Here is a 22,001-nt window from a genome sequence, read left to right on the forward strand (position 1 = left end):
AAATCTTTGGTGTTCTGAAAAACGTAAACTAAGTCAGCTATTCCGTAACAGCGTCTTGTTACCAAGACACTCGCGAATAACCGCCGTCCACGTTTCTCTTTCTTCTTCCGTATTCAATTGTCAATGAGCGGAGACTTTCGCCTCAATATCCAGACTTACAAGACCTCTTAAAAACCCCGTAAATCCTTCTGTTTTTGTGCCTCCAGAACCGCGCCTCAGTGGCCCGCCCCGGTGGCGTGAAGCGGGTTATAGGGATACCAGACCGACCCGTCAACACGCAAACTCCAAAAAAACAAAACAATCGGGCAAAAACTAAAATTCAAACAATTCAATAACTTCATATATCAACCCACACACCACCACCAGCACCCCCAAAGCCGCAGAAACAAGCCAATAACAACCAGCCAAAACACCAAAACTTAACAAAACCAAAATTTGCACAGACGGGGATATCCAACTTTTTCAAACGAAACCCACACCCCCAGCACACCCAAACCACCGCAAACGCCCCTCTGATACTTCAGCGAGTCGCTCAACCGCCGCAAACCGCCCTTCACCGGGTTTGCGTTCTTATGCGTTAGTCTGCGTTATTCCGGTGTGAGACGCGCGATCTTGCGTTCCTATGTCAGCAAACACGGCAAAAGCCCGATCCAGCCGCCCGCACCCGCAGCTCCAACCGAGCCTTACTTATCCCCCTCACCGTCAGGCCCGAGCCACCCAGCCCAAACCCAACTTATGCCCGCCTCACCAAATCCTACCGCAAACCATGACAGCCTGTCCCGGCAGAACCAGCCTCACCGCCCCGGCAGGTCCACGGTTACCGTCTCACCGCCATATCCATGAACACTGTCTCTGGCACGAACAACCACCCGAGACATCCCTTCTGGAATCTGCACACCGCTTAAAGACCGTGTGAACGGCTGCTCATCCACGTGCGGATGGGCCAGCACCCGCACGGCCAGCACCTTACCGTCTTCAGAAAGCACCTCCCACGCATCTGCATAATGGTCCCACCCTTCATCGCTGTGGCGCACACTCACTTCAAACCGATAGGAGCCTTCCGCCTGCGGGGTCACATTCACGTTGACCACATCAGCCTCTCCGGCCAAAACCGGGGTCACCAACAAGCTGAGGAATAGTCCAGAAACAAAAGCACGCATAAAAGCCTCCATAAGAGCGTGATCAGTTTGATCCTATGCAATCAAACCCCATAAAACCGCTCCACCAAATATGTGAGAGCACGATGCGTGACCGTAAAGGGACGCATCAAGCTCCAGGTTAGCCGCGAGGCTAGCGCACCAACCCCGCCCTGCAACCCACAAAACATCAAAATGTCTTGAGCAAACCAGCCGCTCTCACTCACTCATGCATATAGATGGAAGATTTCGGCATGGAGAGGAACACAACCAGATTGGCAAGCACACCAATCACCAGTCCGGGCAGATCAAAAGGCGAGTCGAGCCCGCTTTGCCACAACACCGTCGCAACAACACCCGTCACCGCCCCGGCCACAAACGCAGGGGTTCCACGACGAGCGCCATAGATCGCCGCAACCAGCGGCACCAGCACAATCGGCGCCCAATAATTGTAGGCGTAAATCAGAATATCCAGAATGCTCTCTATAGAGACGGCAAACACAATAGAAAGCAGCCCCACAACCAGCGTCACCAGCTTGGCGATGAACAGCAGGTCCTCTTCCCGCATCTCTTTGCGCCGCAAAGGCCGCAACACATCATTCACAAACGCAATACTGGCGGAGTTGAGATAAGAGTCGGCGGAAGACATCACAATCGCAATCACACCGGAAAACACCAGGCCCTTCAGCACAGGCGGCATAACGCTCACAATCACAAAGGCCATGGCATTATTAGGGTTCAAATCCGGGTCCAGCGCAAAGGCCACCAAACCAATGGCTCCGGTGATTGCAAAGAAGAGAAAAGAGAACAGCCCGGAATAGAGTGTACCGCGCGCCGCAGCAGATGCGGTCTTCCCCGCCAGCAAGCGCTGCATATAAGGAGGCACCAAAGTCTCCCCAAACATAAAGACAAGAATAAGCCCAATCAGCCCCATCCAGCCAAAGTCCGGCCCGGGCAAGCTCAGATGATCCGGCGGCACCGCCGCAAACAGCGCATCAACGCCGCCAATCTGATAAATGCCAAAGCCCAGCACCAGCGGCATGCCAATCGCCAGAATAACGAACTGCACCACATCGGTATAGACCACCGCCCGCATACCGCCCAGCGTCGTATAAAGAATAACAATGCCGCAGCCGATCCCGATGCCCCAGAACCGGTCCAATCCAAAAAACACATTGAAGATGATGCCAATCGCCCCAACTTGCGCGCCCACAATACCGCAGCACAACAACAAACCGCAGACACCCGTGGTCAGTCTGGCCAGCTTGCCATAGGCCTTGCCCATAACATCACCAACAGACACCGCATCGGGAAACGCCTTCATCTTGGGCGCAATCAGCGTGGCAACCGCAATCTCTTTACAGCTGAAGCCCCACAGCGCCACAATGTTGGCAACGCCATATAAAAACACCTTCTCCGCATTGCCGGTAGAAAAGCCCCCGCCGATAAAAGAGGCGGACATGGTGGCGAAGATAACAAGAGAGCCAAACTCACGCCCCGCCGTCGCATAATCCTTCAGCCCCCGCTGAATCCGACCACCCCAAAGCCCCACCACAAGTATGCCAACCAAATAGCCAGCCACGATAATCATATCGATCATCAGCAGGGGTTCCTTTTAGACGAGACCAAGAGGGACGAACGCGCCCACGTCTAACAGGAAGACATTACGTGAGAGTAAGGCGGGAGATTAAAAGGCGGGGTTTTGGGGAATACCGCCTTCCTAGGTCTTGCTCAAAAACCAACAAACAACTCTCAAGCAATACAGGCTCGGATAATAAAGCAAGCTAACCGACCACACGAGTTTTAAAGCCGGAATAAATCAACCCAGTCTTTTTGGATCATTGCGAACATATCATTTGGTTTTCTAGGCAACATATAGTTCCCAAATTGTTGTCCAATTTCATCTTTCCACGCAGGCAAATACTCCGCCTCTTTCAAATCTTTGGGGCAACAGCAATAAGCAATTTCAACTAACCAGATTGTGAGGTCATGGTCATAGTTTTCATTGTAGGTTTCTTCAATCTTGTCAGAAATCAAAGCATTTGTGGCACCTAAGAAACTCATAATCCGTTCAAAGGAAACTGACTTAGAAATCAACTCGCTTTGGAATTGAGGATCTACTACGGAACTAACAAGCAAAACACAAAGTACATCAATCCATCCTTCATAATATTTTTTTTCAGAAGCTTCAGGTGGGACCAACGCAATTTTTGATAGTATTTTACCTACATCCCGTAAAGAAACATCATTCACTTGAACTATGTATTTAAGCAGGTGGATACATCTTTTGGAGATTTTTTCAGGCAAACCCATGCTAGAGCTCATCTGTGTAGCATATGAAATAGCTACATCAACATTGCCTTCGGTCACGAGAAACTTTGGCAAAGAAAAAGAGACATTAATAAATTTGCGCAGATAACCTTCTGCATCAACAGCATCGCCGTATCTGGCTCGGACACTGTTCTCCAGAGAAATTAGATTAACACCTAATATGAAATGAACTCGTGGTACCGAAAAGAAGTGCTTGATCACTTCTAAAACCGACAAAGCATAATCGGGTCTGCAACGATCAAGCTCATCAACAACAATGACGATTGGAGCTCCATCACTCTCTGTTAGCTCAGTGAGCACAGATTTGAATGCCAAGATTGCATCTTGCCGTTCTTTTTCTGCTTCCCATAGCCCATCTAGAGCGGCTTTCCCTTCTGAGCCAACTGCATCTGCAATAACATCCCCCATTTCATCGAAATGTTTCGTAGCCCCAAATGTTGCAAACGAAAGCCCAACTCTCAATGCAGGCTTCACAAGCTTCGTTGCTGTCGATTTCCATTTTTTAACGGTGTCAGCTTTATTGCTTGGAATACGCTCACCAACAGCGGCAATAATAGAAACCAACGGATCTGAGAGATAGTCATTTTCGAAGGCATCGAAATATACGGTTGTAGCCTTTCCAGCATTATCATTTTTGTGTGCGGCGACCCATCGCTTCAAAAAAAACGATTTACCCGATCCCCACTTGTCATCTAAAGCGAGAACGAGCGGGTCCTCTATCTTCTCAATAAGTTCCGATAATTGCTTTGATAGTTTATCTCGACCAAGCAGGTCGTCTTCAAACCCACTCTCATAAAGAACAACTTCGTTATCTTGCGGAAACAGTCTCACTTACAGCACCTCAAATGAGTTAGACCCAAGCATAAGGAATCTTGCGCTGGACCTACCTGCTCAAGTTACAGGCAATGCTGCAAAATTACCCTCCCATAAATTGCAATTACAAGATTAAAACAATCGTGAGCTGCAAATTTCAAAGCTCAGGGTTGCTTGGACGGGATTATTGAAGACATGAAAATCATTTTCATAGCACTGCTGGCACTGGCCATTGCATTTGCGGCTTTTTACGCGATCCGGCAGGGCATGTTTGATGCGGAACGGGTGCGGCTGGTTCGCATGCTAACCAACAATGATTCAAGAGCAATACAGGTCGCAAGAGCGATCGAGGCAGGTGTTACTGACAAGAACGCCAATGCAATCCAAAATGCGATTGGAAAAGAGTTTGTTGTCAAACCAGAAAGCAGAAGTGTCACTCTGGCTTGGTATCTCATTGAGTTTTTCGCCTTTACGCACCCAGAACACGCTTACTTTGATTGGAAAGATAACAGCGAAGAAATCGGCCCGGAGTTTGATGATATGCTAAATGCACATGGCGTATCTGAAAGACCTGACATGGCGCTACTGAGACAGCATGAGGATGACTACTACTCTGAACACACTGCTTTCCCAGTCAATTTAGCCCATTATGCGCCCATATTTGACAAAGCCGGTCTCGCGCTTGTCACACTGGATGCCAACTGGGATTCATATTACGTTTTTGTTGTCGAGAAATCGACCGCTTACGCTTGGCGCAATGTAACCATCGAAGATCCTAACAAAGAGGATCGCCTGATCATCCAGATTGTAACCCCGCCTCAGGAAAACCTTTCCAAAGCTCAGGATCTGGATGAAGTGTTCGATCAGATGATGTCCTCACCTGGCCGGATACCAGTACCCTACAGCGCATCACTCCCCTTAAAGAAGATCCTCACACTCTGACAAAAACATTCTAGCTCACGCAGCTACCGGGGCCGGCTCAACATCATACTTGTTCGGTCCCTTCGTCCCCGCTGCAAAACCAACGTTCGCCAGTCCGCCCATTGCCACGAATGCAAACACAAGACTGACGACAAGTGAGGCACCATATTCCGGGAGTGTTGGGAGGACGGCGAAGTAGATGGACGGAACAAGGAAATAGAGAACAAACCACCAGCCGGATTTTCCCATGTCGTGCAAGCGCCTGATCATTAGCGAAAACTGGATGTAGTAAAGGGCAATGGACATGAGAACTACCAGTGTCTTTGGGACGGGGTGAGAAGCGATCGGGAACACTTCAATCATGAACACCAGACCACACATAAACAGGCCAATCCAGAACAGGTTAAACAACCAAAACTTCGCTCTGCTCAACCTGCCTTTAAACCCAAGATAGAACATCCCACCACCATATTGCTCATGTGCGCTGAAGTCGGTCTGGCAACTCTAAAGCGCCCAAACTCATCGCAGTATTCCCAAAATATTGAGGGTGCAGATAACAAACCTGTTTCTGATGCAAAACCGATTGCAGGTGGTAAGAAGCAAACCGTCGCAACTATCATGAGGGTGCGGGCTGCGAAACGCATTTCTGCTCGTGATAACTGAGGCTTCAAAAACCTCCTGAACGCCATAGGCATCTACTAAATTATATATGTGCCTGCAGTTGTGCACTTGTCAAATACATCACATAGTATGCATGTCTAAAGCATTCATGCAGCAGGAGGCGGGCCGTTGAGTGAGGCAATTCAAACGGAACCGATCGTCGGCCTACCAAGAAACTCATTCTCATTAAATTCCATCCGGCGAAAAGACAGATTTGCGTTTTGGCGAGAGAGCTTAGCCTGTCTTTGCGAGGCAGAAATTCACCGCGGCGAGGATCAGCTGGATTTCTTTGGTGAGATCCAGTCTGTGCTGTTCGATTCCCTCATGCTCTCTCAGGTGACAGCACAGGCCCACATCGCCAACCGCACCAATGCGGCCATGGCACGAGATGGCGTAGATCATTATTTGCTGATGGTTCATGATGAGGGCGACGCCGAATTCTATGCCGGGCAAAAGAGCGTCAACCTCAACAAGGGCGACTGCATTTTTCTGGATTTCTCACAGGAAGGTGGCTCAATCTCGGGCAGTTACAGCAATCGCTCCATTCTGATTGCACGCGAGCAGCTGGCGCCCCTGCTGCACAGCCCGGATGACAGCAACTTAAAAACACTCCCGGCGGCCCATCCACTAAACGTGATTTTGCGCGAACATCTCTCGTCAGTCAGCGCCCAGACCAGCAAACTAAACATGCAGCAAGCCCAGCAACTCGTGCCCGCAACCATGGGGTTGATTGCAGCGTGCCTGAATGGAATGCCTCATGAAAGCGAGGCAGGGCGGGAAGGTGTCAATCTGGCCTTGATGACCCGCGCCCGCCGCATTATCGAGGCAAACCTGACCAACCCCAACCTGTCTCCGGACTATCTCGGCGGCGCTATAAACGTATCGCGCAGCAAACTCTACGAGTTGTTTCTGTCTTTCGGCGGCGTCAGCAAATACATCCGCGACAGGCGCATGAAGGCCGTCTTGCGCGCACTGCTAGACCCGCGCAACGCCTACAGAGCAACCTATCAGGTGGCTTTGGACTTTGGCTTCATGAATGAAAGCAGCTTCAGCCGTATGTTCAAACAATATTTCGGCTTCTCCCCCCGCCAGGTGCGCTCAAAATCCTTTGAGATCACCGCAGCCGCTCAGGGAGAAATCAAGCAAGGCCGACAATACGAAGACTGGATCCTGAACCTCAGCTAGAACGGCAAAAACACCGGAATGAGCAGGGTGGCAATCGCCAGCGCCATGATCTGCAGCGGCACGCCAATCACCACGTAATCCTTGAACCGGTAGTTCCCCGGCCCCATCACCAGCGTATTGATGGGCGAGGCCACAGGCGTACAAAACGCCGTCGAAGCCGCAATCGCAACGCTCATCAAAAACGGCTCAGGCCGCACGCCCATAATCGCAGCCACCTCAAACGCAACAGGCGCAATAAGCACCGCCGTCGCCGTGTTCGACGTAAACTGGCTGAAAACAGAGGTGAGCAAAAACAACGACATCAGCATCACATAAGGCGGACTATCGCCATAAAGCCCAACAATCTGGTCCACGATCAACAACAGCCCGCCCGTCTTTTCCAGAGCGGTGGCCATGGGCATCATCCCCGCAATCAAAATCAGACTGGGCCAGTTGATGGAGGTGTAAGCCCGATTGACCGAAACACACCCCGCACACACCATAGCCGTCGCCGCCAGCACAACCGCCGTCACACTAGGCACCACGCGGAAAATGATGAGCGCAAGCATAACCGCCAGAATACCAAGCGCGACAGGCGCCAGCTTGCGCCGCGGCAGATAGTTCTTGATCTCCTCCGGAAACGCCAGCAGAAGAAAACTCTCGCGCGCCGCCTGCAGTTTGCTGATGTTCTCCCAGTCCCCAACCACAAGCAACTGGTCCCCAAACTTCAGCTCAATGTTCCCAAAGTTCCCGTGCAGAGTTTCCCCCTTACGGATGAGCCCAACAACGCTCAGGTTGTGGTTGGTCCGAAACCCGGCACCACTGATCTTTCTGCCGATCAGCTTGGAATCCGGCGCCACAATCAAATCCGCCATGCCAAGCTCACGAGCAGAAAGGTGATGCCCCTCTTCGCCCATCGGCAACAGCTCCAGCCCGATGCAGGCAAACACATCCCCGCTGATAGGCTCCTGCATCACCCCAAACACAATATCACCAGCCTTGAAGGCACGGTTTGTCTGGGTCGACGTCACCTTCAGCCGCTTGGTCGTGGTGGAGGTATACTCCAACCCAAACAGTGTAAGCCCAATCCGCCGCCGCAGCTTCGCGCTCACAACAGTCTGCCCAACCAGCTCAGAATCCTCACGGACCCGCAAGCGGACAATCTTGTCCTCAATATCGTAGGCTTCCAAAAAACCCTGCAGCGTCCGGCGCCCTTGCTCCGTCGCCCCTTGTGGCCGCTGCTGACCGCGCAAAAACAGGCGGCCATAGACCAGCATGTAAATCACAGCCACAATGAGAATAACGAGCCCGATCGGCGTGAAGATGAAGAAGTTGAACGGCTCCATGCCAGCATTTTGCAACTGAGCATTGGCAATCAGGTTGGGCGGTGTACCGATCAAGGTCAGCATCCCGCCAATCAGCGCCCCATAAGCAAGTGGCATTAGCAGCCGCGAAGGAGAAAGGTTGGAGCGGCTCGCAAGGCGGATAGCAACCGGAATAAAGATCGCCCCTGCCCCGGTTACACTCATAACAGACGCCAGCGCCGCAACCGTCAGCATCAACAGCACGATCAGCTTCCACTCCTGATCCCCCGCAATCTGAACGATCTTGTCTCCAACCGCATAAGAAATCCCGGTTTGAGCCAGCGCCTCACCAACAATGAACAGTCCGGCAATCAGAATAACAACGGTGGATCCGAAACCCGAAAGCATTTCAGCAGGCGTCAGAATACCAGACAGCCCAAGCGCCAACATCACCATGATCGCAACAAGGTCCAACCTCAGCTTGTCGGAAACAAACAGGATGACGGCTGCAAACAATACGAAGAAGGTGAAAAGCATTTCCCAAGACATCGTCTTAGAGTCCTTCGAGAAGTAAATCAGAGAGTTCTGGTCGCAAAATCTGTGCGATGCATACGAGGCATACTCGGCAGATCTTAATAAGACAGGAGGTCTTATAGGCCACCGCTTAGTTTATCACGAGATATATGTAAACGTTTTGCTATCAAACCGCGTATTTGTGACTGTGGATATATTATAGGTTATTACCCCTATACTTTATTCAATTTCGCAAAAGAGCATGAATTCCCTTCATCAAGCTGGCATTCATCCCACTTTTGTCCTCCACTCTTGGCAAAACAGATGGTTTCATCACATCCCGGGATATTCTAGAATTATGACCATAGGGCACAAAATACCACGCGCCTGACTTCCACAATGAGGAACGTCATGTCAACGCTTTACTCATTCGCTCCGGAAATTTGGTTGGCAAGTGGACCAGTCATCACAGCCGCACTTGGCTTTCGTTACTCAACCCGCATGGCGGTCATCCGCCTGCAAAATGGCGAGCTCTTCATCTGGTCGCCCATAGCTTTGTCAGACAAGTTGAAAGACCAAATAGATGCGCTCGGCCCCGTTCGCCACATCATCGCACCAAACCATCTGCACGACAGCTTCCTCACGGAATGGGCCACGGCTTATCCTCAGGCCCAACTTCACGCCGCTCCCGGTTTGGCTGAAAAGAGACCAGATCTGTCCTTCGCCTCTACCCTGAGCAACACGCCTCAGGCAGATTGGCAAACAGAGATTACCCAGTCTGTCGTGGGTGGCAACTCCATTACAACAGAGGTGGTGTTCTTTCACAAAGCCAGCAGAACCACGCTGTTCACAGACCTGTTGCAGCAGTTTCCTAAAGGATGGTTCAGAGGATGGCGGGCCCTCGTTGCACGGCTCGATTTGATGACAGAGCCAACACCAAGTGTGCCACGCAAGTTCCGCGTCGCCTTCCGCGATAAGACAACAGCCCGAAAAGCACTCAAAAAAATTCTCGGCTGGCCGACAAAAGCGGTCGTAGTCGCACACGGTGATCCTGTAACCACTGACGGTGCTGCTTACCTTGACCAAGCCTTCCGCTGGTTGAAGATCAGGTCACGCTAGCTTATCGACCCTTTTAAAAAAGCAAAACGGCGGAGAACTCTGGTTCCCCACCGCCTAAAACTCCAAGCCCTTAAAGGAGCATTGGTCCTCTTAGAAAGGCCGTAAGAAAGCACCAAGCAAAGCTGCGATAAGAACGAGCTCAACAATAAGCGGCGGAACAACCTCTTTTACAAATCCATCTGCCAGCAAGCCGACAACACGGCCCAGCGCAACAACACCCAGCAAAATGGCAACGGCAACATAGGCTTGCGGCTGCGCCGTCACAAACCCAATAATCAAAAGCGCAACACTTGATAAGAACAGCCCACCAATCACAGATCGGATCGTGCTCAGACCGGCAACACCAACGGGCTCAAGCGCAAAGTTCTTCGTCATGCGCGACGGAGCAAACATTGAGACGGTCCCCAGACCGAGAAGCATAAGTGTCGGGGCGCCAACCATAATTAGATAGATAAGATCCATAGGTTCTCTCCAGATTAAATAACTACAGCGTGTCTCCGAAAAGTGGAAACCGGATTTCGGATAAAGATACGCAAAAACAAAGACGAAAGCAGTTCAGGTGTTTCAACTTAAATGCGAACTGCTTTAGGGAATTAGATGAGTTGATGGACAGCCTGATTGGCGTTGTCCTGAAAACTGTGATTGTTGAGAGCAGAAAAGAGAGTGGCCTGATCAGTCAGCTTGCCGATAGCACCTTCGCCAGCACTGGCGTAGAAAACACCGCTCCTGAACTTCGGATCCAGAATGCCATCCACATAGCGCTTCGCACCATCTTCAACGCCATGCATCATGCCCAGCAAAGGCATCAGAACGCCGCCCACATGCTTGAAGAAAAGCCTTTTGAGGAAGGGCATATCATCAAACCCGTTGGTGCCAGTGGTACCGCCCGGGCTCATGGTCACAAAGCGAATATGCGGGTGCTGACGAGCCATGGAAGACATCCACAGAGCGCCAATAAGCTTCACGCTCGCATAGGCATCCATTGGATCACTCTTTTTAGTAAACGTGCGCCCATCCGCCATAGCGCGGAACTCGTCCACGGATGCTTCTTTCAACACTGGGCGGGCAACACCCATCTTAGGAATACCACGCGCAGCTTCAGAACCAGCGTAAAGCACGGTAGAGGTGATCAACTGACGCTCAAGCATCTCGTCCACCAACACCACATGACCCAGCAGGTTCACGGCATAAATGTTGGTCACGCCATGTGCAGTCATGCCATTGGGCGACCGGCCACCCACGCCGCCTGCATTGAGAATGAGAGCATCCACCGGTGCCGCCATCTGGCTGATGGCCTGACGCACAGACTCCGGGTCCATCACGTCCATCAGGATAATTTCAAAAATTGCGCGTTTGGCCTCAGCTTCGAGCGCAGCTTTTGCTGCCAAAGCTTTGGCTTCATTGCGACAGGCGAGGTAAATCCTCTCAATACTGCTGGTCTTTGCAAGTTGTCGTGCCGCCTCACGGCCTAACCCTGCATTCGCACCGGTAATCAAAACAGATCTGATCGGAGACATTGCTGCGTTTCCTGTTGAAGTATGTTCGATGAAGGAAACGTACGCTGGTTGAAATTTGAAGTGTAGATAGGTAAAAGTGGACGTTATGTTCCAAATTTGAACCACAGGGTATAGGCCTGATCATGCAAGAAAACTACGCTCTGAACTGGGATGATCTAAAGTACTTTCTGGCCGTGGCCCGCAGCGGAACACTGAGAGGCGGCGCAAACCTGATCCGGGTCAACCACACAACTCTTGCCCGACGACTGGAAGTTCTGGAAGAACGTGTTGGCAACCGCTTGTTTGACCGCTCCAAGACAGGACTTGTTTTAACAGAACTGGGCGAAGCGCTTTTTCCCTACGCAGAGCGGGTTGAAGACGAGATGACGGCAGCCTCACGCATCATCGTCGGGCGAGATGCAGAGCCGCACGGCACCATCTACGTCACCATGCCCCATGGTCTGGCCATGACGTCCATCATGGATGATCTGGTCTTGTTTGCAGAAAAGTATCCGGAAATCGAGCTGAACCTGAACTTCACAAACAATGTCGCTGACCTAACCAGACGAGAAGCAGACGTTGGCTTTCGCATCGCTGACGAGGTGACACAAGACGTTGTGGGCAGAAAGCTCGTGCAGATGTCACAAGCAGCGTATTGCACACGGGAATACGCTGAAAAGATCAAAGACAACAGCGGCGAAGGCCTGAGTTTCATCGGCTGGCATGAGGCAGAAGGCGAGACAACGGCACCATGGATCAAAAGTGGCTGCTACCCAAAAGCGCTCCTGAAGCACAGGGTCTCAGAACTGGTGCCGCTCATTTCTCTGGCCGCCGCAGGCTTAGGCATGGCTTACCTTGCCTGCAATTTGGGCGACAGGCATCCCTTACTCATCCGCGCGCCCTTCCAAAAACCAATGCCCTACCGCAGCATCTGGCTCCTCCTCCACCGAGACCTCCGCAACACCGCCCGCGTCCGCCTCTTCGTTGACTTCATAGCCCAACGCATCACCACCCGCCGCAACGAATTCTGGGTCGCTGGAACGACATCTGACACCTAGAGCGCGTTCCGTTTGATTGGATTCAATCAAACGAGAAGAATTCGCTCCACCAAAGATGTCAGAGCACGATGCGTGAATGCTAATGAACGCGACGTGCTCTAATGCTTGGAAAGGTAAGAGTGGCTTGCCAAAGCAAGAAACTCACTCTTGCCTACCATTCACAATCACTCTCCGTATGTCCCCTTCTCCGGAAAGTGCTTCACACCGTCGGCTGCCAGTTGGAAACCGGTCATGTAGGGGTCGCGGTCGTCGAGGAAGAGGGTGTTGTAGCCGGTTTTGCGGGCCCAGCCTTCAATGGTTGGGATAATGCCGTCATGGCCGCCCACTTTGGCCGCTTCCTTCACACCGCCCACAAACACAGATCCAATGACGGATTCATGGCGCATGGTGTCACCAACCTTTAGCTCGCCCTTGGCGTAAAGGTGCGCAAGGCGGGCAGATGTACCGGTCCCACACGGGCTACGGTCCAGTGCTTTGTCGCCATAAAACACCGCATTGCGCCGATCAGCAGCATCAGAGGTTGGCTTGCCAGTCCATTGAATGTGACTGATACCGTGAATGCGCTCATCTTCGGCATGCGTCACAGAGTACTTCTCATTCAAAGCAGCCCGCAACCGTGGGCTCCAGTCGAGCAGCTGTGAGACACCTACATTCTCAAGACCCGGAAAGTTTTCCTGCTCTTCAACAATGGCGTAGAAGTTGCCGCCATACGCCACATCAACGCTGATCTCACCCACACCCGGCAGGTCAACGCTCAAACCAGTCTCTGCCAGATAGCTTGGCACATTGGTCAGGCGAACACTCTCAACATATCCGTCTTTTTCAAAATACTCGGCAACCACAAGACCAGCAGGCGTATCCAAATACACCTTGCCCGGCTCACGAGGCTCAATGAGCCCCTCTTCCAGCGCCATAGTGATCGTACCGATGGTGCCGTGCCCACACATGGGCAAACAGCCGGATGTCTCAATAAACAGCACCGCCATATCACAGTCAGGCCGTGTTGGAGGAAACAGCATGGAGCCGGACATCATGTCGTGCCCGCGCGGCTCAAACATCAGTCCGGTTCTGATCCAGTCATAGCGCTTGAGAAAATCCGCCCGCCGCTCCAGCATATCATTGCCGCGCAAGGCTGGCGTGCCGCCCGCAACCAGTCGCACGGGGTTACCGCAGGTATGCCCATCAACACAGAAAAAACTCTTGGAGACCAAGCTCCCCTCCCCTTATTCCATGGCATCAATGCAGGATGCCGGCGGTCAACCGATGGAGCCCTCTCTCTCCTCCGGCAGAACCGCGCTTAAAATCGTTGAGCACTGTAAAGCGTGCAATCTATTTTTGGTGTTTCACCGCAAATCAGGTCACTGACCAGCTCAGCCGTAATAGCTGCCTGTGTGAGCCCATGATGACCATGCCCAAACGCATAAGTCACGCGGTCGCTTTGTTTAGAATGTCCAATCACCGGCAAGGTATCCGGCATAGAAGGCCGATGTCCCATCCAGCGAATGCCGTTTTCACGGTTCAGGCCGGGCAACAAACGAGATGCCTTCTCGGCCATCGCGTCAGCCCGCTTCCAGTTGGCCTCCATCTCCAGTCCGCCAAACTCAACAGCACCACCAACCCGTAATCCGTGAGAAAGCTGCGTCACTGCAAAGCCAAGTCCTGGCACCATAACAGCATGCTTCAAAGCAACATTCGGCTCAGAAAATGTGGTGTTGTATCCGCGCTCCGTTTCCAGCGGCACCTTGTCTCCCAACTGCGCCGCCAGCGTCTTGGACCACGCACCACAAGCAATCACCGCATGATCGCTGAGGATTTGCTCTTCACCTTCCAAATGCAGAACAATGTGATCGCCCTGCGGCTGAACATAGGAAACCGATTTCTTGAGGATCTTGCCACCGTTGCGCTCAAAAGCCTCTGCAAGGCTCAGGCACAGGGCATGCGGATCATCAACACTCATCCATCCCGGAACCAGTGCTCCGCCAACAACATTCTCAGAAAAATCAGGTTCTAACTCACGGATCTGGTCGCCATTGAGCTCTTCAACTTCAATGCCATGCTCACGTTGCTCCTGCCAGCCTTTGCGAACACCCTCAATCTGACTGTGCTCGGTATAAACCTCAAGACAGCCCTTCATAAACACATGATGCCGCGTGCCTGAGGATTGCCACAGCCGTTCCCATGCAGGCAGCGAAGCCTTGTTGATCGCAGCTTTGCCAAGAACACTATGTTTCAGTTTGTCAGGAAGCGATGCCCGCGAGAACCGCAGCATCCACGGCAGGATCTTGAGTGCATAAGCAGGGCGCACAGAAAGTGGCCCCAGCGGGTCTAACAGCCAGCCGGGTATTTTCCGCCAAATGCCTTTGGATGCCAAAGGCGCAACATCAGTCCATGCAATGCCAGCCGCGTTGCCACGGCTGGCCATTTCACCCGGACTATTGCGGTCAATCAGAGCAACCTTGTGGCCTTCTTGCTGAAGGCGCAGGGCTGTTGCCAATCCAACAACCCCGGCTCCGATTACATGGATGTGTCGCATAGCTCTTTAAGCTCCGGCAGTTCCGGGCGGCATGCAACTGCATCTTCCACCACCTTGATGACACGCGCACGCTCCGCACCGGACAAAGCCAGACGTGGCGCACGAACACGGTCATTAGAGCCGATAGCGACCATCTCTGCCAACTTGATATTTTGGACTAGATTGGTGGAGACATCCAGATCCAGCAGCGGACGGAACCAGCGGTAAATCTCAAGCGCTTCCTGATAACGCCCAGCTTTTGCCAGCTTGTAGATCGCAACAGTTTCGCGTGGGAAAGCCACAACAAGACCAGCAACCCAGCCATCAACGCCCATCATCAGGCTCTCAAGCGCAAGGTTGTCAACGCCGGTCAGCACCTTGAAACGATCGCCAAAGCGGTTGATCACTTCTGTTGCGCGGCGAATGTCATCGGTGGACTCTTTCATCGCAACAATAAGCGGCTCGTCTGCCAGCTCAGCGAACATGTCCAACGTCACATCAACACCGTAAGCAACCGGGTTGTTGTAAACCATCACCGGAACGCCGCCAGCTTTGGTAACAGCCTTGATATGCGCCACAGTCTCAGGCGGTGCAGAGCGGTAGGGAACGCCCGGCAGAACCATCAGACCATTTGCGCCAGCTGCCGCTGCATCCGCCGCTGCTTTCATCGCGCGGCGTGTGGAGCTTTCGCACACAGTCATGATAACGTGTTTGGACCCACAAACCTTTTTGGCAAGCTTGAGAATTTCGATTTTCTCTTCTGGCTCCAGCGCCATCGCTTCACCAAGAGAACCACAAACAATAATGCCATCGCAGCCAGCGTCCATCTGCAGTTGGAAGCAACGCTCCATCTCTGCAAAATCAAGCTCATCGTTCTCTGTAAACTTTGTTGTGACAGCCGGGTAAACACCAGTCCACATTTTGATTATCCTCACCTGTGATATATTACAGGCAATATGACCCTCAATCCCTCAAAGGTCAATACTGTGATATATCTGAAAGCAAATAAATCCAGCACCACAGTGGAAAAGCAATAAATTCAGCAAGTTAATAACACTGCGGAAAGTGTGTAACCGGCAATCCGGCACCTCCCGCAGCTTAATATCACTTAGGTCAGGAGGCCTGAGAACGGGTCCGGGAAACCGCGTCATGCCAACCGGAGAGTCGCTTCTCACGCTCGGCTGCGTCCATGTTGGGCTCAAAACGACGGTCCAGATGCCAGCGCTTGGAGAATTCTTCCATGCTCGGCCACACACCCGCCTTCATACCAGCAAGCCACGCAACGCCAAGCGCCGTGGTTTCCTGAACAACAGGGCGATCCACCGGACGGCCAAGAATGTCGGCAAGGAACTGCATGGTCCAGTCAGAAGCAACCATACCGCCATCAACGCGCAGCACGGTGTCCCCATTCAGCGGTGAGCCCATGTCGGACGACTTGGAGTTGATCAGATCAACAGTCTGGTAGCCAACACTTTCCAGTGCCGCCCGCGCAATCTCATCCTGACCGGTAGAACGAGTCATACCGAAAATCGCCGCACGTGCTTCAGGGTCCCAGTAAGGAGCACCCAAACCAACAAACGCCGGAACCAGATAGACATGGCTTTCCGGATCTGCATTTTCCGCCATCAACTGCGTCTGCGCAGCGGTCTCGATGATCTTCAGCCCATCACGCAGCCACTGCACAGCAGCACCGGCAATAAAGATGGAGCCTTCCAGCGCATAGGTCGTTTTGCCGTTAAGGCGATACGCAATGGTAGAGAGCAAACGGTTCTTGGAATAAACCAGCTCTTCACCTGTTTTCAGCAATGCAAAGCAGCCAGTGCCGTAAGTGGACTTCACCATGCCTTGCTTAAAGCAAGCCTGCCCAACCGTTGCCGCCTGCTGGTCGCCAGCCACGCCATAAATCGGCAGCTCGGCACCAAACAGATCCGCAGTGATTGTGCCGAAATCATCCGCACAGTCTTTCACGTCCGGCAGCAGGCTCTTCGGGATGTTCAGCAAAGCCAGCAGCTCGTCATCCCAGCGGTTCTCGCCAATGTTATAAAGAAGAGTACGCGAAGCGTTGGTCGCATCTGTCACGTGAGAGGTGCCGCCAGTCAAACGCCAGATCAGCCAGGTATCCACTGTGCCAAACGCCAGTTCTCCAGCTTCAGCCCGCTCACGCACGCCCTCAACATTGTCTAAAATCCAGGCAACCTTGGTGCCGGAGAAATAAGGATCAAGCAGCAAACCAGTCTTGCTGGTGAACAGCTCCTCATGACCCGCCGCTTTCAATGTGCTGCAGAAGGCAGAGGTTCGGCGGTCCTGCCAGACAATCGCGTTGTAAACTGGCTCACCGGTCATGCGGTCCCAGATCAGCGTTGTCTCACGCTGGTTGGTAATGCCCACACCGATAATCTGCCCGGCAGCAAGGTCAGCGCCGGACAAAGCCTCGCGGCATGTCTCAACAGTCGTCGACCAGAGGTCTTCAGGATCGTGCTCTACCCAGCCTTCATGCGGAAAGTGTTGCGGAAACTCCCGTTGCCCGACACCCACACTTTCAAAACTGTCATTGAAAACGATCGCACGCGTTGACGTCGTCCCCTGATCAATGGAGAGCACCCACCCTGTCATTTATTCCTCCCGGAAGAGGGTTCCCCTCTTCGAAAATCCAATTTGGCACCAGTTTATTCTCTGAGGCGCCGAAACAATCTGATGATGAACCTAGAATGTCACTTACCAAAATACAAAGGTCAAAACACCAAGATATAGGCCAACCTTTGTGTATACCATCCCATACAAGGCGCCATGACATAAAACAGGCTCTGCCTTTCACCAGGAAAAACAGAGCCTGAAACTTAACCAGCCATGCGGCTCGCTTCAAAGTAGCTGGCAAGGTAATGCTCAAGCACACCTGCAGCTTCCTTCGGCAGATGCAGTCCCAGCTTGGAACGCCGCCACAAAATATCATCAGCCGTGACCGCCCATTCCTGCTCAACCAGCCAGTTCACTTCGCAGGCATAAAGATCACCGCCAATATGCGCGCCCATCTCAGCACTGGTTTTCGCATACCCGAGGATCTTCATGGCATCAGAACCATAAGAACGCACCAGACGATAAGCATGGTCATGCTCAAGGAACGGATAAGCTGATTTCAAAGAAGCAACCTTCGCACCAAAGTCACCAGGCTCAAAGTCACCACCTGGCAAAACGCTGTCCTTGGTCCAACTGTTCTTCTTGGCAGCCTGCGGCAGATAATCCGCCAGCTTCTCCAACGCATGCTCCGCCAGACGGCGGTGTGTGGTGATCTTGCCACCAAACACGCTCAGTAATGGAGCCTTGCTCTCACCCTCATCCATCTCAAGAACATAATCACGCGTCGCCGCACGCGCTTCGCTCGCACCATCATCATAAAGAGGACGCACACCGGAATAGGTTCGCACAACTATGTCCGGGGTCACTTCTTTAGAGAAGTACTCACTCACCGCGCTGCACAGATACGCAACCTCATCCTCAGAACAGGAAACCCCTGCCGGATCATCCTGATAATCAACATCTGTGGTGCCGATCAGCGTGAAATCATCTTCATAAGGGATCGCAAAGACAATACGGCCATCCGCATTCTGGAAAATGAAGCTGCGATCATGGCCAAACATCTTCGGTACAATGATATGGCTGCCCTTCACAAGACGCACATTCGCCTGACTGTTCAGCCCAATGGCGCCTTTCAGAACGTTAGACACCCAGGGCCCTGCCGCATTCACCAGCGCTTTCGCCTGCACCAGCTCGCTCTTGCCGCTCACGCTATCGCGAATTTCAATCTCCCAACCACCAGCGGTACGGGAGGCGCGGACAACTTCAGTGTTACGGCGAATTTCAGCACCACGTGCAGCGGCATCCCGCGCATTCAGCACAACCAGACGCGCATCATTCACCCAGCAATCGGAGTATTCAAAACCGCGCGTAAAAAGAGACTTCAAGCCATCATTGAACGGAGCGCTGTCCAGCGGCACAGTCTTCGTTGCTGGCAACAGTTTACGACCACCCAGATGGTCATACATGAACAGACCAAGACGCAGGAACCACGCCGGACGCAAGCCTTTATGGTGCGGAAGAATAAAGCGAAGCGGCCAGATGATATGCGGCGCCATGTTCAAAAGAACTTCGCGTTCCTTCAAAGCTTCACGAACAAGACGGAACTCATAATATTCCAGATACCGCAATCCGCCATGGATCAGCTTGGTCGAGGCAGAAGAAGTCGCGCTTGCAAAATCAGTCTTTTCCGCCAAAAAAACTGAAAGTCCGCGACCAGAGGCATCCCGAGCAATGCCGCAGCCGTTGATCCCGCCCCCTATGACAAATAGATCATAGCTCTTACTCATGGTCTTGCTCATGACTGGCCCCTCAATGTCACGGTTCTCGCCAGTGAATCCGTGATAGCACGCATATTCATTACGCCGAACCTATTCGAATATTTTCGAAAGTCAACGAAACCTATTATCATATATATGTATTAAAACGAAACTCCCATAAGCAAGCAAAAAAAACGTCTGTTTGGCTTAATTCTCTCGTCCATTTGTTTAACATCGTGCAACAGCAAAAAGGCGCGTTCGTGATCAAAACGAACGCGCCTTTTTCATATGAAACCGAAACTGCATTGTTTCGGTGCCTGTTTCAACTCAAATCACATTAATTGGGACCATCGTCCGGCGGAATGTCCTCTCCCTCTCCACCAGAATTTTTGGTACCCTGTGCTTTTGTCTGCGCAGCTTTCTGCTCAACCTGAGGAACCTCCTCTGGCTTGCTGTCGCCTGCCACATGGTAGGTCACTTGCGGGAATGGAATATCAATGCCGCGCTCGTCAAACACGACCTTCAGATACTCATTATAAGCCCGCCCGATTGCCCACTGGCTGCCCGGCAAGGTTTTAATGCGCGCCCGAATATTGATGGCAGAGTCACCAAACGCCGTCACACCATGCATTTCCAACTCACCAAGGATCGCAACATTGTGCGGTGTTTCCTCCAATCGGCGGAAGGCTTCCTGCATGGCTTCTTTAGCGACTTCAATATCAGTGCCATACCCAACACCCATAACCGACACCGCATAAGCGAAGTCGCGGGTGGAGTTGGAAACGCTCGTCACAGAAGAGAATGGAATGATGTGCGATGTACCATTGAGATCACGCAGGCTCACGCTGCGAATGCTCAATCGCTCAACGGTCCCGGAAATACCACCAACCTCAACAAAGTCTCCTTCGTTCATCGCATTCTCAAGCTGAATAAAAGCACCAGTGATCACATCCTGCACCAGCTTTTGCGAACCAAACGAGACCGCCAGACCAACCACACCAGCACCAGCAATCAACGGAGCAATCTGAATGCCAAGCTCTGATAGAGCCAGCAGTGTGAACATCACAATCATTAAAATGGAAATTGCATTGCTGAACAGCTTGAACAGCGTCTTGGTCCGGCTGGAAACAACTTTCCCCTCCCGCTCAAGAATGCGCAGGTCAATCCAGGACATAATCGTCAGCCAGAGAGCAAACCCAATAAGGATGACAATGACAGCAGACATGATGGAGTTCGCAAAGGTAATACCGTCACCCGACCAGATCCACTGCCAGAAACTGCCAACACCCCAAACTTCCAGAACACCAACAATCACACAAAGACCCACGATAACCCGCAGCACCATGCAAACAGTCGGCAGGAAGGAGTTCAGGCGGCTTTCAAACGTAGGCAGCACATGATCCAGCGCATCATAAAGGTTCACCCCCTTCCGGATCACCCTCGTCAGCAACATCATGATGCCCAGCCCGATGAAGATGACAAGCAGGGACATAGCGCTGGTTCTGGCAATATAATTGATGGCATCAAGCGGCGTACGCAGCCATGCAACCATGATTGCAAACACATAAAGCAACGCTAGCAAATGCCAGCCAAAGCCGAGCGCCTTAAAGAGTTGAACTGAGAAGTTGGAGCCTCGAAAGCTCTCGGCATATCCGCGAATAGCGTGGCGGACCCGCATCCGTGACCGAAGAATAATCGTCACAAGATAAACAAGGCAAACAAGCACAACAGTGACCCGCACACTGCCCGCAAGCTGCGCAGATAAATTCACCCCAACCATCGGCACGGCCAAGCGAATGCCAAAGCCAAGGATCCCGACAATCATAATTAGGTGCCGCGACCAAAAAACAGCTTCCTGATCGGAAAATGGCAACAGGCGGAAGGCTGATCGATGCGGTGCAAACACAAACCGGATCACCACCCGCGACATCTCAATCAGGAAAAAGGCATTGATAGCAAACAACTCGACATTGTTGACGCTCTGAACCGTTGGGTCCGTCGAAAAAATGTAAGCCGACAGATAGCCAGCGCCAGACGCAACCCCAACAAACACGGCATCAAAACCGGAGGTAATCGCCAGCAGTCCAACACGGAAGAACAGCGGGTGCCGGTCTACTCTCTTCTCATACCGCCGCATATAAGCGGTTGATATCTTATGCAAAATAATCAGTACGATATACGCAGGCAACAGCACCCGGATGATGCTGAAAATGCCATCCAACAACCGCGAATGATCCACTTTAGACTGGCCATCCAGCAAGTCCTCATAACCGGATAGCCCTGTGATGATGAGCGTACCAAAGTCATAAAAACTCGAAACACCATCCTGCACATAAGTCCCGATCTGCGCCGCAATCGTTGCTTTGGCAGCCGGGTTTGCTGTGGCCGTGGATGCCCCGGAACCAGACGAGCCATTGGCCTGCTGCTCCTGCAAGATTTTGACAAGCGCCTCACGCCCTTTCGGGTCTTCAAGCACCTTGATCAGAGCTTGCTTGGCCTGCTGCACATCAGCCCCACCCTCAGCAGAAGTGGAGGAGGTTTGAGCCTGCGCAGTACTGGCAAAACTGAGAAAGAACGCAGCGAATGCCGCAATAAGAAACCGGAAAAGCATGGATCACCCAAAATGGAAACGAGCAAAATTCA

18 protein-coding genes are annotated in these 22,001 nt (G+C 52.2%); 5 read left to right on the forward strand and 13 right to left on the reverse strand.

The genetic code is table 11. The annotated features are described in order from the left end of the window. Nucleotides 1-794: 794 nt before the first annotated feature. From PsAD13_RS04685 to PsAD13_RS04695, 3 genes are all read right to left on the reverse strand, one after another. Nucleotides 795-1,160 (reverse strand): hypothetical protein, encoded by a 366-nt coding sequence (locus PsAD13_RS04685; RefSeq protein ID WP_063308148.1) that lies wholly within the window; start codon nucleotides 1,158-1,160, stop codon nucleotides 795-797. A 199-nt stretch (nucleotides 1,161-1,359) separates the two neighbouring features. Beyond that, entirely contained in the window at nucleotides 1,360-2,736 is a 1,377-nt protein-coding gene (locus PsAD13_RS04690) for a sodium:solute symporter family protein (RefSeq protein ID WP_063317440.1), read from the reverse strand. A gap of 203 nt (nucleotides 2,737-2,939) precedes the next feature. Then, nucleotides 2,940-4,298, reverse strand: coding sequence for a P-loop NTPase fold protein (locus PsAD13_RS04695; RefSeq protein WP_063317441.1), 1,359 nt, complete (start codon nucleotides 4,296-4,298; stop codon nucleotides 2,940-2,942). 177 nt (nucleotides 4,299-4,475) lie between these two features. Between PsAD13_RS04695 and PsAD13_RS04700 the strand changes: the two genes are divergently transcribed. Then, nucleotides 4,476-5,222, forward strand: a complete 747-nt coding sequence (locus PsAD13_RS04700; RefSeq protein ID WP_063317649.1) for a hypothetical protein — start codon at nucleotides 4,476-4,478, stop codon at nucleotides 5,220-5,222. Nucleotides 5,223-5,237: 15 nt separating this feature from the next. Here the strand turns inward: PsAD13_RS04700 and PsAD13_RS04705 are convergent, their stop codons facing one another. Next, nucleotides 5,238-5,660, reverse strand: a complete 423-nt coding sequence (locus tag PsAD13_RS04705; protein WP_063317442.1) for a DUF805 domain-containing protein — start codon at nucleotides 5,658-5,660, stop codon at nucleotides 5,238-5,240. Between the two features lie 18 nt (nucleotides 5,661-5,678). Between PsAD13_RS04705 and PsAD13_RS04710 the strand changes: the two genes are divergently transcribed. Both PsAD13_RS04710 and PsAD13_RS04715 read left to right on the forward strand, forming a co-directional pair. Continuing rightward, on the forward strand, nucleotides 5,679-5,864 hold the full coding sequence (locus PsAD13_RS04710) for a hypothetical protein (protein ID WP_063317443.1): 186 nt from the start codon (nucleotides 5,679-5,681) through the stop codon (nucleotides 5,862-5,864). Nucleotides 5,865-5,990: 126 nt separating this feature from the next. Next, nucleotides 5,991-7,046 (forward strand): helix-turn-helix domain-containing protein, encoded by a 1,056-nt coding sequence (locus PsAD13_RS04715; RefSeq protein ID WP_063317444.1) that lies wholly within the window; start codon nucleotides 5,991-5,993, stop codon nucleotides 7,044-7,046. Here PsAD13_RS04715 and PsAD13_RS04720 read toward each other — a convergent pair. Further along, nucleotides 7,043-8,878 carry an SLC13 family permease gene (locus PsAD13_RS04720; RefSeq protein ID WP_063290183.1) on the reverse strand — a complete coding sequence of 612 codons (1,836 nt, stop codon included), beginning with the start codon at nucleotides 8,876-8,878 and terminating at the stop codon, nucleotides 7,043-7,045. The genes PsAD13_RS04715 and PsAD13_RS04720 overlap by 4 nt on opposite strands. Nucleotides 8,879-9,253: 375 nt before the next feature. On the opposite strand from PsAD13_RS04720, the gene PsAD13_RS04725 reads away from it, so the two are divergent. Next, nucleotides 9,254-9,961, forward strand: a complete 708-nt coding sequence (locus PsAD13_RS04725; RefSeq protein ID WP_063308154.1) for a DUF4336 domain-containing protein — start codon at nucleotides 9,254-9,256, stop codon at nucleotides 9,959-9,961. A gap of 90 nt (nucleotides 9,962-10,051) precedes the next feature. Here PsAD13_RS04725 and PsAD13_RS04730 read toward each other — a convergent pair whose 3' ends face one another. Together PsAD13_RS04730 and PsAD13_RS04735 are read right to left on the reverse strand one after the other, a co-directional pair. After that, complete coding sequence (locus tag PsAD13_RS04730; protein ID WP_063308155.1) at nucleotides 10,052-10,423, reverse strand: DUF4345 family protein; 372 nt, start codon at nucleotides 10,421-10,423, stop codon at nucleotides 10,052-10,054. A gap of 131 nt (nucleotides 10,424-10,554) precedes the next feature. Then, on the reverse strand, nucleotides 10,555-11,478 hold the full coding sequence (locus PsAD13_RS04735; protein WP_063308156.1) for an SDR family NAD(P)-dependent oxidoreductase: 924 nt from the start codon (nucleotides 11,476-11,478) through the stop codon (nucleotides 10,555-10,557). Between the two features lie 122 nt (nucleotides 11,479-11,600). Between PsAD13_RS04735 and PsAD13_RS04740 the strand changes: the two genes are divergently transcribed. Then, nucleotides 11,601-12,515, forward strand: a complete 915-nt coding sequence (locus PsAD13_RS04740) for a LysR family transcriptional regulator (RefSeq protein ID WP_063317445.1) — start codon at nucleotides 11,601-11,603, stop codon at nucleotides 12,513-12,515. Nucleotides 12,516-12,679: 164 nt separating this feature from the next. Here PsAD13_RS04740 and PsAD13_RS04745 read toward each other — a convergent pair whose 3' ends face one another. The 6 genes from PsAD13_RS04745 to PsAD13_RS04770 all read right to left on the reverse strand — a co-directional run bounded on the left by PsAD13_RS04745 (nucleotide 12,680) and on the right by PsAD13_RS04770 (nucleotide 21,969). Beyond that, the gene (locus PsAD13_RS04745) at nucleotides 12,680-13,726 is read right to left on the reverse strand and encodes a 4-hydroxyproline epimerase (protein ID WP_063317446.1); all 1,047 of its coding nucleotides are present in this window, start codon (nucleotides 13,724-13,726) and stop codon (nucleotides 12,680-12,682) included. Nucleotides 13,727-13,812: 86 nt separating this feature from the next. After that, on the reverse strand, nucleotides 13,813-15,048 hold the full coding sequence (locus tag PsAD13_RS04750) for an FAD-dependent oxidoreductase (RefSeq protein ID WP_063317447.1): 1,236 nt from the start codon (nucleotides 15,046-15,048) through the stop codon (nucleotides 13,813-13,815). Next, nucleotides 15,030-15,947 carry a dihydrodipicolinate synthase family protein gene (locus tag PsAD13_RS04755; protein ID WP_063317448.1) on the reverse strand — a complete coding sequence of 306 codons (918 nt, stop codon included), beginning with the start codon at nucleotides 15,945-15,947 and terminating at the stop codon, nucleotides 15,030-15,032. The genes PsAD13_RS04750 and PsAD13_RS04755 overlap by 19 nt, the downstream gene beginning before the upstream one ends. 193 nt (nucleotides 15,948-16,140) lie before the next feature. Continuing rightward, the gene (glpK, locus tag PsAD13_RS04760; protein ID WP_063317449.1) at nucleotides 16,141-17,640 is read right to left on the reverse strand and encodes a glycerol kinase GlpK; all 1,500 of its coding nucleotides are present in this window, start codon (nucleotides 17,638-17,640) and stop codon (nucleotides 16,141-16,143) included. A 224-nt stretch (nucleotides 17,641-17,864) separates the two neighbouring features. Continuing rightward, nucleotides 17,865-19,388, reverse strand: coding sequence for a glycerol-3-phosphate dehydrogenase (glpD, locus tag PsAD13_RS04765; protein WP_063317650.1), 1,524 nt, complete (start codon nucleotides 19,386-19,388; stop codon nucleotides 17,865-17,867). 307 nt (nucleotides 19,389-19,695) lie between these two features. Further along, complete coding sequence (locus PsAD13_RS04770) at nucleotides 19,696-21,969, reverse strand: mechanosensitive ion channel domain-containing protein (protein WP_063305027.1); 2,274 nt, start codon at nucleotides 21,967-21,969, stop codon at nucleotides 19,696-19,698. Nucleotides 21,970-22,001: the final 32 nt, after the last annotated feature.

The sequence above is a fragment of the Pseudovibrio sp. Ad13 genome, from assembly GCF_001623225.1.
In the GTDB taxonomy this organism is placed as follows: Bacteria; Pseudomonadota; Alphaproteobacteria; order Rhizobiales; family Stappiaceae; genus Pseudovibrio.

Excerpts from the sequence above, each read along its gene's own strand:
- PsAD13_RS04750 (WP_063317447.1), bottom strand. The coding sequence starts at position 15,048 with ATGCGACACATCCATGTAATCGGAGCCGGGGTTGTTGGATTGGCAACA.
- PsAD13_RS04710 (WP_063317443.1), top strand. The coding sequence starts at position 5,679 with ATGTGCGCTGAAGTCGGTCTGGCAACTCTAAAGCGCCCAAACTCATCG.
- PsAD13_RS04755 (WP_063317448.1), bottom strand. The coding sequence starts at position 15,947 with ATGTGGACTGGTGTTTACCCGGCTGTCACAACAAAGTTTACAGAGAAC.
- PsAD13_RS04735 (WP_063308156.1), bottom strand. The coding sequence starts at position 11,478 with ATGTCTCCGATCAGATCTGTTTTGATTACCGGTGCGAATGCAGGGTTA.
- glpK (WP_063317449.1), bottom strand. The coding sequence starts at position 17,640 with ATGACAGGGTGGGTGCTCTCCATTGATCAGGGGACGACGTCAACGCGT.
- glpD (WP_063317650.1), bottom strand. The coding sequence starts at position 19,388 with ATGAGTAAGAGCTATGATCTATTTGTCATAGGGGGCGGGATCAACGGC.
- PsAD13_RS04685 (WP_063308148.1), bottom strand. The coding sequence starts at position 1,160 with ATGCGTGCTTTTGTTTCTGGACTATTCCTCAGCTTGTTGGTGACCCCG.
- PsAD13_RS04700 (WP_063317649.1), top strand. The coding sequence starts at position 4,476 with ATGAAAATCATTTTCATAGCACTGCTGGCACTGGCCATTGCATTTGCG.
- PsAD13_RS04770 (WP_063305027.1), bottom strand. The coding sequence starts at position 21,969 with ATGCTTTTCCGGTTTCTTATTGCGGCATTCGCTGCGTTCTTTCTCAGT.
- PsAD13_RS04725 (WP_063308154.1), top strand. The coding sequence starts at position 9,254 with ATGTCAACGCTTTACTCATTCGCTCCGGAAATTTGGTTGGCAAGTGGA.
- PsAD13_RS04720 (WP_063290183.1), bottom strand. The coding sequence starts at position 8,878 with ATGTCTTGGGAAATGCTTTTCACCTTCTTCGTATTGTTTGCAGCCGTC.
- PsAD13_RS04730 (WP_063308155.1), bottom strand. The coding sequence starts at position 10,423 with ATGGATCTTATCTATCTAATTATGGTTGGCGCCCCGACACTTATGCTT.
- PsAD13_RS04690 (WP_063317440.1), bottom strand. The coding sequence starts at position 2,736 with ATGATCGATATGATTATCGTGGCTGGCTATTTGGTTGGCATACTTGTG.
- PsAD13_RS04705 (WP_063317442.1), bottom strand. The coding sequence starts at position 5,660 with ATGTTCTATCTTGGGTTTAAAGGCAGGTTGAGCAGAGCGAAGTTTTGG.
- PsAD13_RS04740 (WP_063317445.1), top strand. The coding sequence starts at position 11,601 with ATGCAAGAAAACTACGCTCTGAACTGGGATGATCTAAAGTACTTTCTG.